Source organism: Nocardiopsis gilva YIM 90087 (genome assembly GCF_002263495.1).
Lineage (GTDB): Bacteria > Actinomycetota > Actinomycetes > Streptosporangiales > Streptosporangiaceae > Nocardiopsis_C > Nocardiopsis_C gilva.
The window spans coordinates 1342515-1355912 of the sequence record NZ_CP022753.1 but is presented as its reverse complement, the minus strand read 5'-3'; the positions used below and the strand labels follow the sequence as shown (position 1 = coordinate 1355912).

Here is a 13398-nt window from a genome sequence, read left to right as displayed (position 1 = left end):
CCTTAGCCCGCCGTTGCGCGGGCATGACCTTGGGAAGGGCCGCCATTGGCGAACGTGGCGGCTGCGATCCGCGAACATGGCGGAGTCCCGGCCACGCCGGGCCCGCGGAGGGGCCGCCTCCTCAGTAGCCGAAGCGTCGCCGCGCGGGGAAGGTCAGCGCCGACACCATGATCCGGTTGCGCGGCCGGAGCTCGCCGCGCCAGGACACGTCGGGACGGACCGCCACCGCACCCGTGCTGAAGCGCAGGGGGTTGCCCGAGACCGTGTGGCCGGGGGACAGCAGGGCGGCACCGTCGGGGCCGATCGGCGTCGCGCCAGTGCCGCCGGCGAACTCGGCGATCGCGCGGAACTCGCGGGCGGGATCGGCGACGAAGTCCTCGTAGCGCACCCGCATCGTCGGCGTCCCGCGGCGGGCCAGCTCGGCGAGCACGCTGTTCTGCGTCATCCACTGCACGGCGGCGCGACTCGGCGAGTAGCGCGCCATCTCCTGCTCGGGGCTGGTCGGTGTGGCGTCGGGGCGCACCATGTGCTTGCCCCAGGAGTAGGCGACGGCGCGCGGGTCGCGCACCACGTGCAGCAGCCGCAGCCGGTCCGCGTAGCGTTGGCGCAGGCACACCGCGAGGGAGGCGTGCTTGCTGGAGTCCACGATCACGGAGCAGCCACTGACGCGGGCGACCGCCGTGTAGAGGCGGTCATAGAAGTCGGTGTAGCGCTCTACGCGCGCGGCGAGCGCGGCCGGGGCGCGCCCGCAGATCAACCAGGGGATGTAGCGGGTGCGGTCCACCCCGCGCTGCAGCGCGAGCAGTTCGTGGGCGTCGACCCGGTCCCAGCCACCGAAGGCCTCGACGCCCACCTCATGCCAGAAGTCGCACGACCCGAAGGGGCGGCCGCAGCCGCACTTCTCGTCGTCCACCAGGCTGCGCCGCCACATGTGCACAACCTCTCCCACAGAGCACACTTCGGGCAGCTCCCCCAGAAGGCGCTCAATGAGCGTGGACCCGGATCGACCGATGCCACCGACGTAGAGCAGGCGAAATCCCTTCACAATCGCCCACACTATTACTTCGCGTAGCCACTCGCTCACTAAACGACTAAATTTTCCCTTTTCGTCACTGGGTGCACACGAACATCTGTCCTCAGTCGGCGGCGACGATCATCCCCGCCCCGACCGTGGCGTTGGTGGTCTCGTCGATCAGGATGAAGCCGCCGGTCAGGCGGTTGCGCTTGTACTCGTCGGCGAACAGCGGCTGCGTGGACCGCATGCTCAGCCGGCCGATCTCGTTGAGGCTGAGGCCGTCGGCGTCCTCGTCGCGGTGGAGCGAGTTGATGTCCAGCCGGTAGAGCAGGTCGCGGACCATGACCTTTACCGTGCGTGTGGTGTGCTTAAGGACGAGCTTGGAGCGCGGCGTCAGCTTCCGGGACTCCGACATCCAGCACACCATCGCGTCGATGTCCTGGGACACGCACGGCTGGTTGTTCGGGCGGCAGATCATGTCGCCGCGCGAGATGTCGATGTCGTCCTCGAGCAGGAGCGTGACCGACATCGGGGGGTACGCCTCGGGGACGTCGCCGTCGGCGGTGACGATCCTGGAGATGCGGCTGTTCAGCCCGGAGGGAAGGTGCATGACCTCGTCGCCCGGCTTGAGCACGCCACCGGCCACCTGGCCCGCGTACCCGCGGTAGTCGTGCAGGTCGGCGTCGTCGGCCCGGTGCGGGCGGACCACGTACTGCACCGGGAACCGCACGTCGATGAGGTTGCGGTCGGAGGCGATGTGCACGTTCTCCAGGTGGTGCAGCAGCGAGGGGCCGTCGTACCAGGCCATGTTGGGCGAGCGGTCCACCACGTTGTCGCCGTTGAGCGCCGAGATGGGGATGAAGGCGAGGTCGGCGACGTCCAGCTTGGCCGCGAACGCCGAGAACTCCTCCTTGATCTCCTCGAACCGCTCCTGGGAGTAGTCGACGAGGTCCATCTTGTTGACCGCCAGCACCAGGTGCGGCACCTGCAGCAGTGTGGCGAGGAACGCGTGTCTGCGGCTCTGCTCCTGCAGCCCCTTGCGGGCGTCGACCAGGATGATCGCCAGGTCCGACGTGGAAGCGCCGGTGACCATGTTGCGGGTGTACTGGATGTGCCCGGGGGTGTCGGCGATGATGAACGTCCGGCGCGGCGTCGCGAAGTAGCGGTAGGCCACGTCGATGGTGATGCCCTGCTCGCGCTCGGCCCGCAGGCCGTCGGTGAGCAGCGCGAGGTTGGTCTGCTCCTCGCCGCGGCCGCGGCTGGTGCGCTCCACCGCGTCGAGCTGGTCTTCGAAGATGGACTTGGAGTCGTAGAGCAGCCGGCCGATCAGGGTGCTCTTGCCGTCGTCGACGGAGCCGGCCGTGGCGAACCGCAGGATGTCAGTACTCATGCACGTGTCCAAAGGGTCTCAGGGGATTCGCGGTCGCGTTCCGGTGCGCGCCCGACGCCCGCGCGCGAATCTTCACTTGCGCGAAGCGCCCGCTCGTGAACTCCTCTTGCGCGAAGCGCCCGCTGCGTGGGTGGCGGTGGGCGACGGGCGGGCGGGCGTCGGGCGGGCGCTCGATCAGAAGTAGCCCTCGCGCTTGCGGTCCTCCATGGCCGCCTCGCTGGTACGGTCATCAGCCCGGGTCTGGCCGCGCTCCGTGATACGGGTCGCGGCGATCTCCATGATGATCTCGTCCACCTCGGTGGCGGTCGAGCGGACCGCGCCGGTGCAGGTCATGTCGCCGACCGTGCGGTAGCGGACCGTCGCCTGGAACAGCTCCTCATCCTCGTCACGCGCGACGAAGGGGCTGTCGGCGAGCAGGACGCCGTCACGCTCGAAGACGGTCCGCTCGTGGGCGTAGTAGATGGGGGGAAGCTCCAGGCCCTCCCGGGCGATGTAGCCCCACACGTCCAGCTCGGTCCAGTTGGAGATGGGGAAGACCCGGATGTGCTCGCCCATGTTCGTCCGGGTGTTGAAGATGTTCCACAGCTCGGGGCGCTGGGCCTTGGGGTCCCACTGACCGAACTCGTCCCGGAAGGAGAAGACGCGCTCCTTGGCGCGCGCCTTCTCCTCGTCGCGTCGGGCCCCGCCGAACGCGGCGTCGAACCGGTTCTCCTCGATGGCCTCCAGGAGCGCGGCGGTCTGCAGCCGGTTGCGACTCGCCCAGCGGCCGGTGGGCTCACTGACCTTCCCGGCGTCGATCTGCTCCTGGACCGAGGCGACGACCAGCCGGACCCCCGCCTGGGCGATACGGCGGTCGCGGAACTCCATCACCTCGGGGAAGTTGTGCCCGGTGTCCACGTGCATCACGGGGAACGGGACGGGTCCGGGCCAGAACGCCTTCTCGGCGAGGCGGAGCATCACGATGGAGTCCTTGCCGCCTGAGAAGAGCAGAACCGGCCGCTCGAACTCCGCGGCCACCTCGCGCATGATGAAGATCGCTTCGGCCTCCAGGTAGTCCAGCTGAGAGAGCTGGTACCGCCGGAGCCCCGCCGTATCGGCCTGAGTCATGAACCCGCCTCACGCTTCTGCGTGACTCACGAACGCGGGGGGCTGTGGATCAGCCTCCCGCGTGTGGGCCCGCGTCATCCCGTTCCGCCACGTCGCGGATGTTTGCCAACAACATACTCGACAATTCCGGTCGACATACAAGGATATCGGGTAGGGACGGGTCGACCTGATTGTAGGTCAGCTTCGCGCCGTCGATCCGGGATGCGTGCAGGCCAGCGGCGTGCGCGACCGCCACGGGCGCGGCACTGTCCCACTCGAACTGCCCGCCCGCGTGCACATAGATATCGGCGATGCCCAGCAGGACCGCGCAGATCTTGGCCCCCGCCGAGCCCATCGGCACCACTTCGGCCCCCAGCGAGGTGGCCATCCGCTCCACGAACTCCGGCGGGCGGGTGCGGCTGGTGGTGATGCGCAGCCGCTGCCCGGCCGGGCGCTGGTCCGGCAGCCACGGCGGGTCGACCGTCGACAGCGTGCTGCCCTGGGCGGGGAGCGCCACGGCACCGGCCGCCAGCCTGCCGTTCTCCCACAGGGCGACGTGCACGGCCCAGTCGGTCCGGTTCTCCTCGGCGAACTCCCGCGTGCCGTCGAGCGGATCGATGATCCACACGCGGCGGGAGTGCAGGCGCGCGGGGTCGTCGACACCCTCCTCCGACAACACGGCGTCGCTGGGCCGCAACCGCCCCAGCGAGGAGAAGAGAAACTCGTGTGCGGTCCGGTCGCCGAGCGTCCGCAGTACCTCCGGCTCGTCGAATCCGTGCCGGGCCCGCAGGCGTAGTAGTTGCTGTCCCGCCTCGGTCGCGAGGTCGCGGGCGACTTCATGATCGTTTCGGATGCTGCTCACCGGACTCAGTATGCTCCCGCCCCACGGATCACGGCTGACCACGTCTTCCACAGAATCTGCACATCAAGGGTCAGCGACCAGTTTTCCACGTAACGCAGGTCCAGACGGACGGATTCCTCCCACGAGAGGTCGGCCCGACCGCTGACTTGCCACAGCCCCGTCATACCCGGTTTCACCACCAGCCGCCGACGAACATCATGGCCGTACTCGGCCACCTCCTCCGGCAGCGGAGGCCGCGGACCGACCAGCGACATGTCCCCGCGCAGCACGTTGATCAACTGCGGGAGCTCATCGAGGGAGTAGCGGCGCAACCACCCGCCCACCGGGGTGACACGGGGATCACCGCGCATCTTGAACAGCACACCGTCGTGCTCGTTGGCGTGGCGCAGCACATCCTTGAGCGCCTCCGCCTCGGGAACCATGGTACGGAACTTGAACAGGGTGAACTCGGCCCCGTCCTTGCCGACGCGGGTCTGCCGGAACAGCGCGGGCCCCTGATCGCCCGAGCGGATGAGCACGACCAGTGCCGCGAACAGCGGGCCCAGCAGCACCAGCGCGCACGCCGCCGCCACCCGGTCGAACAGGCCCTTGACCACCCGGCGCGCCCCGCCCAGCTCGGGGTGCTCGACGTGCAGCAGCGGCAGGCCCGCGACCGCGCGGATCGAGGTGCGCGGCCCGGCCACCTCCATCAGCGCGGGGGCCACGGTGAGGTCGGTGTCGCTCTTCTCCAGTCGCCAGGCCAGGCGGCGCAGCTCCGCGCCATCCATCTCCGGGCAGCTCAGCACGGCGACGGTGTCCGCGCCGACCGCCTCGGCCGCGTCGGCCGCCGCGGTGAAGTCGCCCAGCACGGGATGGCCGTCGACGCTGTCGACCCGGGAACCGCATTCGTGTTCGGGCAGGCAGACGCCGACGACCTCCATGCCGTGGTAGGGCTCGCGGCGGAACTGCCCGATGAGGTCGCGGACGCTGTCGCGATGGCCGACCACCACAACGCCGCGCATGCACTTCCCGCCGCCGCGCCGCCGGTGCAGCCGCTTGCGCCAGGCGTAGCGCAGCACCAGGCAGAGTAGGACCATGGCGGGCAGGGCCACCAGCACGTAGCCGCGCGCCACATCGATGTTGGCGGCGTAGGCGGTGATCGTCACGGCCGCCACGAGCAGCACGCCGCCGCTCAGCACCCGGCGGAACTCCTCGGTCCCCACACCGATGAACCGGCGCGCGTATCCGCCGGCCACCGCGGCGACCAGGACCCACAGCGGCGGGAGCAGCACCGAGGAGAGCAGGTAGGGCAGGGTCGTCGGGGCGGTGAACTCCCCGTGGAAGCGCAGATGCAGCGCCGTCATCCCGGCGACCGAGGCGGCCAGGAGGTCGATTCCGACCAGGCCCCGGATATAGGACCGCATCCATGTCGACGACGCGCGTCCGGAACGTCGCCGTCCCATGGCGACCGCTGCCCTGTCGACGACGGTCATGACCCCCCACCCTGTACTCGACCTCTACACACGGTCCCTGGCCCCGGAGGAGTCGGATCCCTGTGGAGTAGCGACATGGCACGACAAGCCATGGCGAACGGAGCCAGAGGAGCGGAATACGCTCTGTCACCCAAACAGTAGCCAAACGAAGTCGCGAAGTCGCGCGACGTGACTGCACTGGTCCAAGAAAAAACCCGGTCAAAGACCGGGTAGTGGACGGTACGTAACTCCGTATGCCGTACCGCGCCGCAGAGCACCGCGCACCGGACCTGGTGACGCTACGTGAACAATCCCGTCATTCCCGACACTCGGGACGGTGCATTCAGGACGCGGTGTGGTAGACGTTCTGGGCCTTCTCCAGGCCCTCGGTCAGGACGCACTCCACCGCGTCGGCGGCGCGCTCGATGGTGAGGTCGAGCTCCTTGCGCTCCACCGAGGAGAAGTCCTTGAGGACGTAGGCCGCGGCGTCCATGCGGCCCGGCGGGCGGCCGATGCCCGCACGTACGCGGATGAAGTCGGGACTCGACAGCGACGAGGTGATCGACCGCAGACCGTTGTGCCCGCCCGCTCCCCCGCCGCGCTTCAGCTTCAGCGCGCCGTAGGCGATGTCCAGTTCGTCGTGGACGACGACGATCCGCTCCTTGGGGATCTTGTAGAAGGCGCTCAGCCCGGCGACCGGTCCCCCGGACAGGTTCATGTAGGACCGGGGCTTGGCCAGCACCACGGGTACGCCGTCGATACGGGTCTCGGCGACCTCGGCGTGGGTCTTGTGGGCCTTCCACCGCTCACCGCGGCGCTCCGCCAGGGCGTCGACCACCATGAAGCCGATGTTGTGCCGGTTGCCCGCGTACTTCGGGCCGGGATTGCCCAGGCCTGCCACCAGCCAGCGCTCGGCGCCGCCCTCGCCCACGTCGTCTTCTTCTCCCCGCTCGACGGACCCGCGTTCGCACACAGACGCGCGGTCTCCCCGCCATCGCTGCAGGAGACCGCGCATCGCACGCATGAATAAGGTGATGTCGCGCCGGACGACTACTCGGCGGACTCGGTGGCCTCACCGGACTCGGCCGGAACCTCGCCAGTGGCCTCGCCCTCGGCGCGCTCAGCCTCGGCGGTCTCCTCGACCTCCTCGGCGGCGCGCTCGGCGGAGATCGACACGATCAGGGTCTCGGGGTCGGTCAGCAGCTCGATACCGGCCGGAAGCTTCAGGTCGCCGGCGGTGACGTGGGCGCCCACCTCAAGGCCCTCGACGGAGAACTCCACGCCCTCCGGGATGTGCGTGGCCTCGGCCTGGACCTCGACGTTGACGAGCTCCTGGGTGAGCACGCCACCCGGGGCGATGTCACCGGTCAGGTTGACCGCGATCTCGACCGCGACCTTCTCGCCCTTCTTCACCACGAGCAGGTCGACGTGCTCAAGGAAGCCCTTGATGGCGTCGCGCTGCACGCTCTTCGGAAGCGCCAGGTTGTCCTTGCCCTCGATGCCGTCGACGCGCAGCAGCACGTTCGGGGTCTTGAGGGCGAGCATCAGGTCATGGCCCGGCAGGGTGATGTGACGAGGGTCGGTGCCGTGGCCGTAGAGGACGGCCGGCACCTTACCCGCGCGGCGGACGCGACGTGCGGCGCCCTTGCCGAATTCCGTGCGCGGCTCGGCAGCGATGCGTACCTCGGACACGACAAAACTCCTCGGGATCATCCCCGCAGAGACGGGGAACGACTTCTAGTTACGACAAACGCGCAGTGCGTAGACATCCTCAGCCGCCCAGGAAGGGGCTGCCGCACCGGCGGAGCGGGTCCGCGGGCACGGGGAAACTCAGCCAAGTCTACTGGCTGTACCGACGGCTCCGAACATGTCCGCCCCCGGCGGGGAGAGTCCTACCCCTCCCCGCCGTGAAGGAATCAGCCGGCAGAGCCGGTGATCAGCTCTCGAAGAGGCTCGCCACCGAGCCGTCGCTGAAGACCTCGCTGACGGCACGGGCCAGCATCGGGGCGATCGACAGGTGCGTGAGCTTCTCGAACTGCCGCTCCTTGGGGACCGGCAGCGAGTTGGTGATGACGACCTCGGAGATCCGCGAGTTCTGCAGGCGCTCCGCGGCCGGGCCGGACAGCACACCGTGCGTCGCCGCCGCGATGACCTCCCGCGCGCCGTTCTCGAACAGCGCGTCGGCGGCCTTCACGATCGTCCCGGCGGTGTCGATCATGTCGTCGACCAGAATGCAGGTGCGGCCCTCCACCTGGCCGACGACCTCGTGCACCTTGACCTCGTTGGCCACGTTCGGGTCGCGCCGCTTGTGGATGATGGCCAGCGGCGCCCCCAAACGGTCGGCCCACCGGTCGGCGGTGCGCACCCGTCCGGCGTCCGGCGAGACCACCGTGGCCTCGACGCCGCTGACCCGGGACTTGACGTAGTCGGCCAGGATCGGCAGCGCGAACAGGTGGTCCACCGGGCCGTCGAAGAAGCCCTGGATCTGGTCGGTGTGCAGGTCGATGGCCATAAGCCGGTCCGCACCGGCGGTGCGGAACAGGTCGGTCATCAGCCGCGCCGAGATGGGCTCGCGGCCCAGGTGCTTCTTGTCCTGGCGGGCGTAGCCCAGGAAGGGCGTCACCACGGTGATGCGCTTGGCCGACGCCCGCTTGAGCGCGTCCACCATGATGAGCTGCTCCATGATGGACTCGTTGATCGGATCGGCGTGGCACTGCAGGACGAACGCGTCACTGCCGCGCACCGACTCCAGGTACCGCACGTAGGTCTCACCGTTGGCGAAGTCCTGGAACTTCGTCGGGACGACACCGATGCCGAGCTGCTCGGCGACCTCTTCGGCCAGCTCCGGGTGGGTACGCCCGGAGAACAGCTTCAGCTCTTTCTGACCCGCGGCCTTGATGCCGGTCACTTTTCTACATCCCCCACACTGGTCTTCGCCGTTAGCGGCGCTGATCGTCCTCGTCCGCCCGCCGCGCGGCCTCAGCCGCCGACGTGCCCGGACGCTTCCGCCGCACCCATCCTTCGATGTTGCGCTGGGAACCGGCCGAGACCGCCAGCGCGCCGGGCGGGACGTCTTCGCGGACCACGGTTCCGGCGCCGGTGTAGGCGCCGTCGCCGACCTTCACCGGAGCGACGAACATGTTGTCGCTGCCGGTTCGGGCATGGTCTCCGATGATGGTTCGGTGCTTGTTGACCCCGTCGTAGTTGACGAACACGGAGGACGCGCCGATGTTGACGCCCGTGCCGATGTCGGCGTCGCCGACGTAGGTCAGATGCGGCACCTTGGAGCCCTCGCCGACGGTGGAGTTCTTCACCTCGACGAACGTTCCGACCTTGGTGGTGGCCTCCAGTACGGCGCCGGGGCGCAGGTAGGCGTAGGGGCCGACGCTGGCGCCGGCACCGATCTGGGCCTCGTTGGCGACCGCGTGGCACACGACGGCGTCGTCGCCGAGGGTGGTGTCGGTCAGCAGAGCGCCGGGGCCGACGTGCGCGCCCTCGCCGATCGTTGTACGGCCCTTGAGCTGGGTCTGCGGTTCGATGACGGTGTCGCGCCCGACGCGGACCTCCGCGTCCACCCAGGTGGTGGCGGGGTCCACGACGGTGACGCCCTCGCGCATGAGCGCGGTGAGGAGGCGGTCGTTGAGCAGCCGCCGGGCCTCGGCGAGCTGGACGCGGTCGTTGACGCCCTGGATCTCCACCCAGTCGCGGGCGATGGCGGCGTCGACCCGGTGGCCGTCGCCGCGCAGGATCGCCACGGCGTCGGTGATGTACTCCTCGCCCTTGGCGTTGTCCGTGGAGAGGCGGTTGACGACGTCGGCCAGCAGGGCGCCGTCGAACGCGTACATCCCGGAGTTGATCTCGTCGACCGCGCGCTGCTCCTCGGTGGCGTCGGCGTGCTCGACGATCTCGGTGAAGGCGCCCTCGGCGTCGCGGACGACCCTGCCGTAGCCGGTGGGGTCGGGGACCTTGGCCGACAGGACGGTGACGGCGTTGCCCGCGGCCTCGTGCGCGGCGACGAGGTCGGACAGGGTCTCGGCACGAAGCAGCGGGGTGTCGCCGTAGGCCAGCACGACGGTGCCGGTCGGGGCGACGCCCTGCGTCTTGAGCTCCTCGACGGCCATGCGCACGGCGTGGCCGGTGCCGTTCTGCTGCTCCTGCAGCGCGGTGCCCACCTGGGGGGCGGTGTCCTTAAGGTGCTGCGTCACCTGCTCGCGTCCGTGTCCGACGACGACCATGGTGCGCTCCGGACCGAGCCCGTCCGCAGCGGCAAGGACGTGTCCCAGCATGCTGCGTCCGCAGATCTCGTGGAGGACCTTGGGAAGCCTGGACTTCATTCGGGTGCCCTCGCCCGCCGCGAGGACGATGACGGCAGCCGGGCGGCTCACGCTCACTGGCGGAGACTCCTCATGTCGCTGGCGGATGAACTGGTCTTGCAAATGATCTGCAATCGGCGTTCGACGCGGTTACCCCGCAAGGTCGACGTGCAGTGTCAGGCGGGCTGACAACTCCCGACGCGCACGCGAACAGACGCGACCCACGGCCGACATGGGAAGGATACATGCGTCCAGATACCGACGAAGGTGCCGGTCACGGACGCGCTGACGTGGGAAGACCCACGGTCGGCAGAAGGATGCGGGGATGACCGGGGGTCGGGCCGACGGGCCGCCCTCTCAGGTCGGTCATGTGAGATTCGCTTCCGACCGACGCTGGGGCGCGGGGTCGGGATCGGGTGCTCCCGGGGAAGGATTCGAACCCTCACCTCAAGGCACCAAAAGCCTGTGTCCTGCCATTAGACCACCCGGGATGAAGAAAACGGCGAACCGCGGCACCATCACGCGGCCGATGTATCGGCTGGGACCCGCTCGCCGGGGACCTAGCTTAGCGGCTCCCCTCACCCCGAGCACACTCATATCCGCGGAAGCGCTCGACTGGAGGCGCACGACGCCGCCGCGGCGGCACCGCCCCGGTAGCCCCGGACTCGGTACCCGCGCATTTCCCGGTGCCCACGGTCACGGCGCGACGCCTCTTGTCAACCCTACGCACCCGTAGGTTACGGTTGCGTCGGTACCCGACGCAGATCACTCGCCGAGTGATCCGGAACTTTGAGAAACTTGGCGGTGGGCGAGCAGAGGCAGGTCCGCTGGTCCGATCCTGAGCGTCTCGCTTCCGAACGCGCCAGCATGGAGAGGCTAGAGTGAGAGGCCATCATGGGAGCCGCGACGTGAGCCAGCAGAAGACCCGGTCGCCGAAGAAGCGCATGACCGGCAGGGAGCGCCGGGAGCAGCTTCTCGACATCGGACGGGAACTGTTCGCCGAACGCGGTTTCGACGGCACCTCCATCGAGGAGATCGCCGCGCGGGCGGGCGTCTCCAAACCCGTCGTCTACGAGCACTTCGGTGGCAAGGAAGGCATCTACGCCGTCGTCGTCGACCGTGAGATGCGCAAGCTGCTGGGCATGGTGGGCGACTCCCTGACGGCCGAGCACGCGCGCGGCAAGATCGAGAACGCCGCACTCGCGCTGCTGCAGTACGTCGAGGAGAGCAGCGAGGGCTTCCGCATCCTCGCCCGCGACTCCCACGCCGCCTCGGGCACGGGCAGCTTCGCCAGCCTGATCAGCGACATCGCCACGCAGGTCGAGCACATCCTGGCCGAGGAGTTCCGCGAGCGCGGCTACGACCCCAAGCTCGCGCCGATGTACGCGCAGTCCCTCGTGGGCATGGTGGCGCTGACCGGCCAGTGGTGGCTGGAGGTCCGCAAGCCCAAACGCGAGGTCGTGGCCGCGCACCTGGTGAACCTGGCCTGGAACGGCCTGTCCAACCTCGACACCAAGCCCCGGCTGGACGTCATGCAGCGCAGGCGCAAGGACGGCTAACAGCACCGTCCGCTGGAATTTCCGCTGCAGTCCAGGCACTATCTTGATATCAAGAGATAGGCTGTCCGTATGCGCGACGAGGTAGACGGACTGGTCGAGGCTTGGCGCTCCGAGCGCCCGGACCTCAATGTCGAGCCATTGCAGGTGCTCAGCCGGGTCTCCCGGCTGGCACGCCACCTGGATCGCGCCCGGCGCTCCGTGTTCACCGAACACAACCTGGAGCCGTGGGAGTTCGACGTCCTGGCCGAACTGCGCCGCTCGGGCCCACCCTACGAACTCAGCCCCGGTCGGCTGCTCCGCGCCACGCTCGTGACCTCGGGGACCATGACGAATCGCATCGACCGGCTGGCCGCCGCCGGCCTGGTGGCGCGCCGCCCCGACCCCGACGACAAGCGCGGCGTGCTGGTCCGCCTCTCCGACGAGGGCCGGGAGCGCGTCGACGCCGCGCTGACCGACCTGCTCCGCTACGAGGAGTCGATCCTCGGCGAGATCCTGCACGCGGACCGTGAACGCCTCGCCGCACTCCTGCGATCCCTTCTCGTGCCTCTCGACGAAACCCCGGCTCATCAGCGATCCTGATCACCGAAAGCGGTGTCCGTCCTCTCACCGGGACGCCGCGTTTTCTTGGCGCGCGATCCCATCTTGACTGGTGAGCGGAGAACGAACACGTGGAGATCCGTTGGAGTGCCGCCATCGTGGCGGCGTCCGCCCTGCTGGTGACGGGCTGCACGGCAGCCGACGACGAAGCGCCCGGCAAGCGCTACTACGTCTCCCTCGGCGACTCGCTCGCCGAAGGCGTCCAACCCGATACCAACGGCGAACCGACCGTGACCTCGGAAAGCTACACCGACGCTCTCTTCCGAACGCTCTACGACAGCGATTCCACGCTGGAGCACCGGAAGATGGGCTGCGGTGGCGAGGACACCACCACGTTCACCGAGGGCGGCATCGAGCGGTGCGATGAGCGCTACGCAGAGAAGTCCCAGCTGGCCGCCGCCGAACGCTTCCTGGAACGCAACCAGGGGCAGATCGCGCTGGTGACCGTCGACATCGGCGGCAACAACTTCACGGGCTGTGTCGACGAGGGCGGCGGTGAGGAGGTGCCCAGCGTCGACAAGGAGTGCGTCGAGGACGGCCTGTCCCGGCTGAAGGAGGAGGCCCCGGAGATCGCCGTCCGCCTGCGCACGGCCGCCGGACCGGACGTGCAGATCGTCGGCATGACCTACTACAACCCGTACCTGGCGGCGCTGCTGGCGGACGACGAGGAGGCCGACGCCACCGACGAGGACACCACCAGCGGGGACAGCGACGGAGACAGCAGCGGCAGCGGTGACACCGAGGAGTCGTCCCATCGAGAGATCGCCGAGTACGCCAACGACGTCCTCGTGGAGATGAACGACGTCCTGCGCTCGTCCTACGCCGAGGCGGACATCGACGTCGCGGACGTGGCCGAGGCCTTCGATTCGGGGAACTTCGACGTCCCTGCGGACAGCGACACCGGCATGCCGTCCAACGTGCGCAACATCTGCGACTACACCTGGATGTGCAACACCGAGCGCGGCCCGGACATCCACACCAACCAGGCCGGGGCCAAAAGGATCGCCGAGGTCTTCAACCAGGTCGTGCTGGCCCGCTAGCCCGACCGTCGGAGAGCGTGCCGCCACCGGGCGGCGGCCGCTCCACACACGGCAGCGGTCGGGGTGCGGCGTCGCCCCACCCCGA

12 protein-coding genes and 1 tRNA gene are annotated in these 13398 nt (G+C 69.0%); 3 read left to right on the top strand and 10 right to left on the bottom strand.

Going from position 1 to position 13398, the window contains the following annotated elements; translation table 11 throughout:
* Positions 1–121 precede the first annotated feature (121 nt).
* The 10 genes from CDO52_RS06450 to CDO52_RS06405 all read right to left on the bottom strand — a co-directional run bounded on the left by CDO52_RS06450 (position 122) and on the right by CDO52_RS06405 (position 10608).
* Positions 122–1012 (bottom strand): sulfotransferase, encoded by an 891-nt coding sequence (locus CDO52_RS06450; protein WP_033300969.1) that lies wholly within the window; start codon positions 1010–1012, stop codon positions 122–124.
* A gap of 124 nt (positions 1013–1136) precedes the next feature.
* Positions 1137–2405 carry a sulfate adenylyltransferase subunit CysN gene (cysN, locus tag CDO52_RS06445; protein WP_017619944.1) on the bottom strand — a complete coding sequence of 423 codons (1269 nt, stop codon included), beginning with the start codon at positions 2403–2405 and terminating at the stop codon, positions 1137–1139.
* A 174-nt stretch (positions 2406–2579) separates the two neighbouring features.
* Positions 2580–3512: a sulfate adenylyltransferase subunit CysD gene (gene cysD / locus CDO52_RS06440; RefSeq protein WP_017619945.1), complete on the bottom strand. Its 933-nt coding sequence runs from the start codon at positions 3510–3512 to the stop codon at positions 2580–2582.
* Between the two features lie 49 nt (positions 3513–3561).
* The gene (locus tag CDO52_RS06435; RefSeq protein WP_094932261.1) at positions 3562–4353 is read right to left on the bottom strand and encodes a 3'(2'),5'-bisphosphate nucleotidase CysQ; all 792 of its coding nucleotides are present in this window, start codon (positions 4351–4353) and stop codon (positions 3562–3564) included.
* A gap of 5 nt (positions 4354–4358) precedes the next feature.
* Positions 4359–5825, bottom strand: a complete 1467-nt coding sequence (locus CDO52_RS06430) for a sugar transferase (protein WP_033300965.1) — start codon at positions 5823–5825, stop codon at positions 4359–4361.
* A 322-nt stretch (positions 5826–6147) separates the two neighbouring features.
* Complete coding sequence (gene pth / locus CDO52_RS06425; RefSeq protein ID WP_017619948.1) at positions 6148–6777, bottom strand: aminoacyl-tRNA hydrolase; 630 nt, start codon at positions 6775–6777, stop codon at positions 6148–6150.
* Between the two features lie 77 nt (positions 6778–6854).
* Complete coding sequence (locus tag CDO52_RS06420) at positions 6855–7496, bottom strand: 50S ribosomal protein L25/general stress protein Ctc (protein ID WP_017619949.1); 642 nt, start codon at positions 7494–7496, stop codon at positions 6855–6857.
* 244 nt (positions 7497–7740) lie between these two features.
* On the bottom strand, positions 7741–8712 hold the full coding sequence (locus CDO52_RS06415) for a ribose-phosphate diphosphokinase (protein WP_017619950.1): 972 nt from the start codon (positions 8710–8712) through the stop codon (positions 7741–7743).
* 31 nt (positions 8713–8743) lie between these two features.
* Complete coding sequence (gene glmU / locus CDO52_RS06410; protein WP_017619951.1) at positions 8744–10195, bottom strand: bifunctional UDP-N-acetylglucosamine diphosphorylase/glucosamine-1-phosphate N-acetyltransferase GlmU; 1452 nt, start codon at positions 10193–10195, stop codon at positions 8744–8746.
* Between the two features lie 341 nt (positions 10196–10536).
* Positions 10537–10608, bottom strand: a tRNA-Gln gene (locus CDO52_RS06405).
* 453 nt (positions 10609–11061) lie between these two features.
* Here CDO52_RS06405 and CDO52_RS06400 point away from each other — a divergent pair.
* The 3 genes from CDO52_RS06400 to CDO52_RS06390 all read left to right on the top strand — a co-directional run bounded on the left by CDO52_RS06400 (position 11062) and on the right by CDO52_RS06390 (position 13313).
* Complete coding sequence (locus tag CDO52_RS06400) at positions 11062–11676, top strand: TetR/AcrR family transcriptional regulator (RefSeq protein ID WP_033300971.1); 615 nt, start codon at positions 11062–11064, stop codon at positions 11674–11676.
* Between the two features lie 69 nt (positions 11677–11745).
* Positions 11746–12255 (top strand): MarR family winged helix-turn-helix transcriptional regulator, encoded by a 510-nt coding sequence (locus CDO52_RS06395; RefSeq protein ID WP_017619953.1) that lies wholly within the window; start codon positions 11746–11748, stop codon positions 12253–12255.
* 89 nt (positions 12256–12344) lie between these two features.
* Positions 12345–13313, top strand: coding sequence for a GDSL-type esterase/lipase family protein (locus CDO52_RS06390; RefSeq protein WP_017619954.1), 969 nt, complete (start codon positions 12345–12347; stop codon positions 13311–13313).
* The last annotated feature ends 85 nt before the right edge of the window (positions 13314–13398 follow it).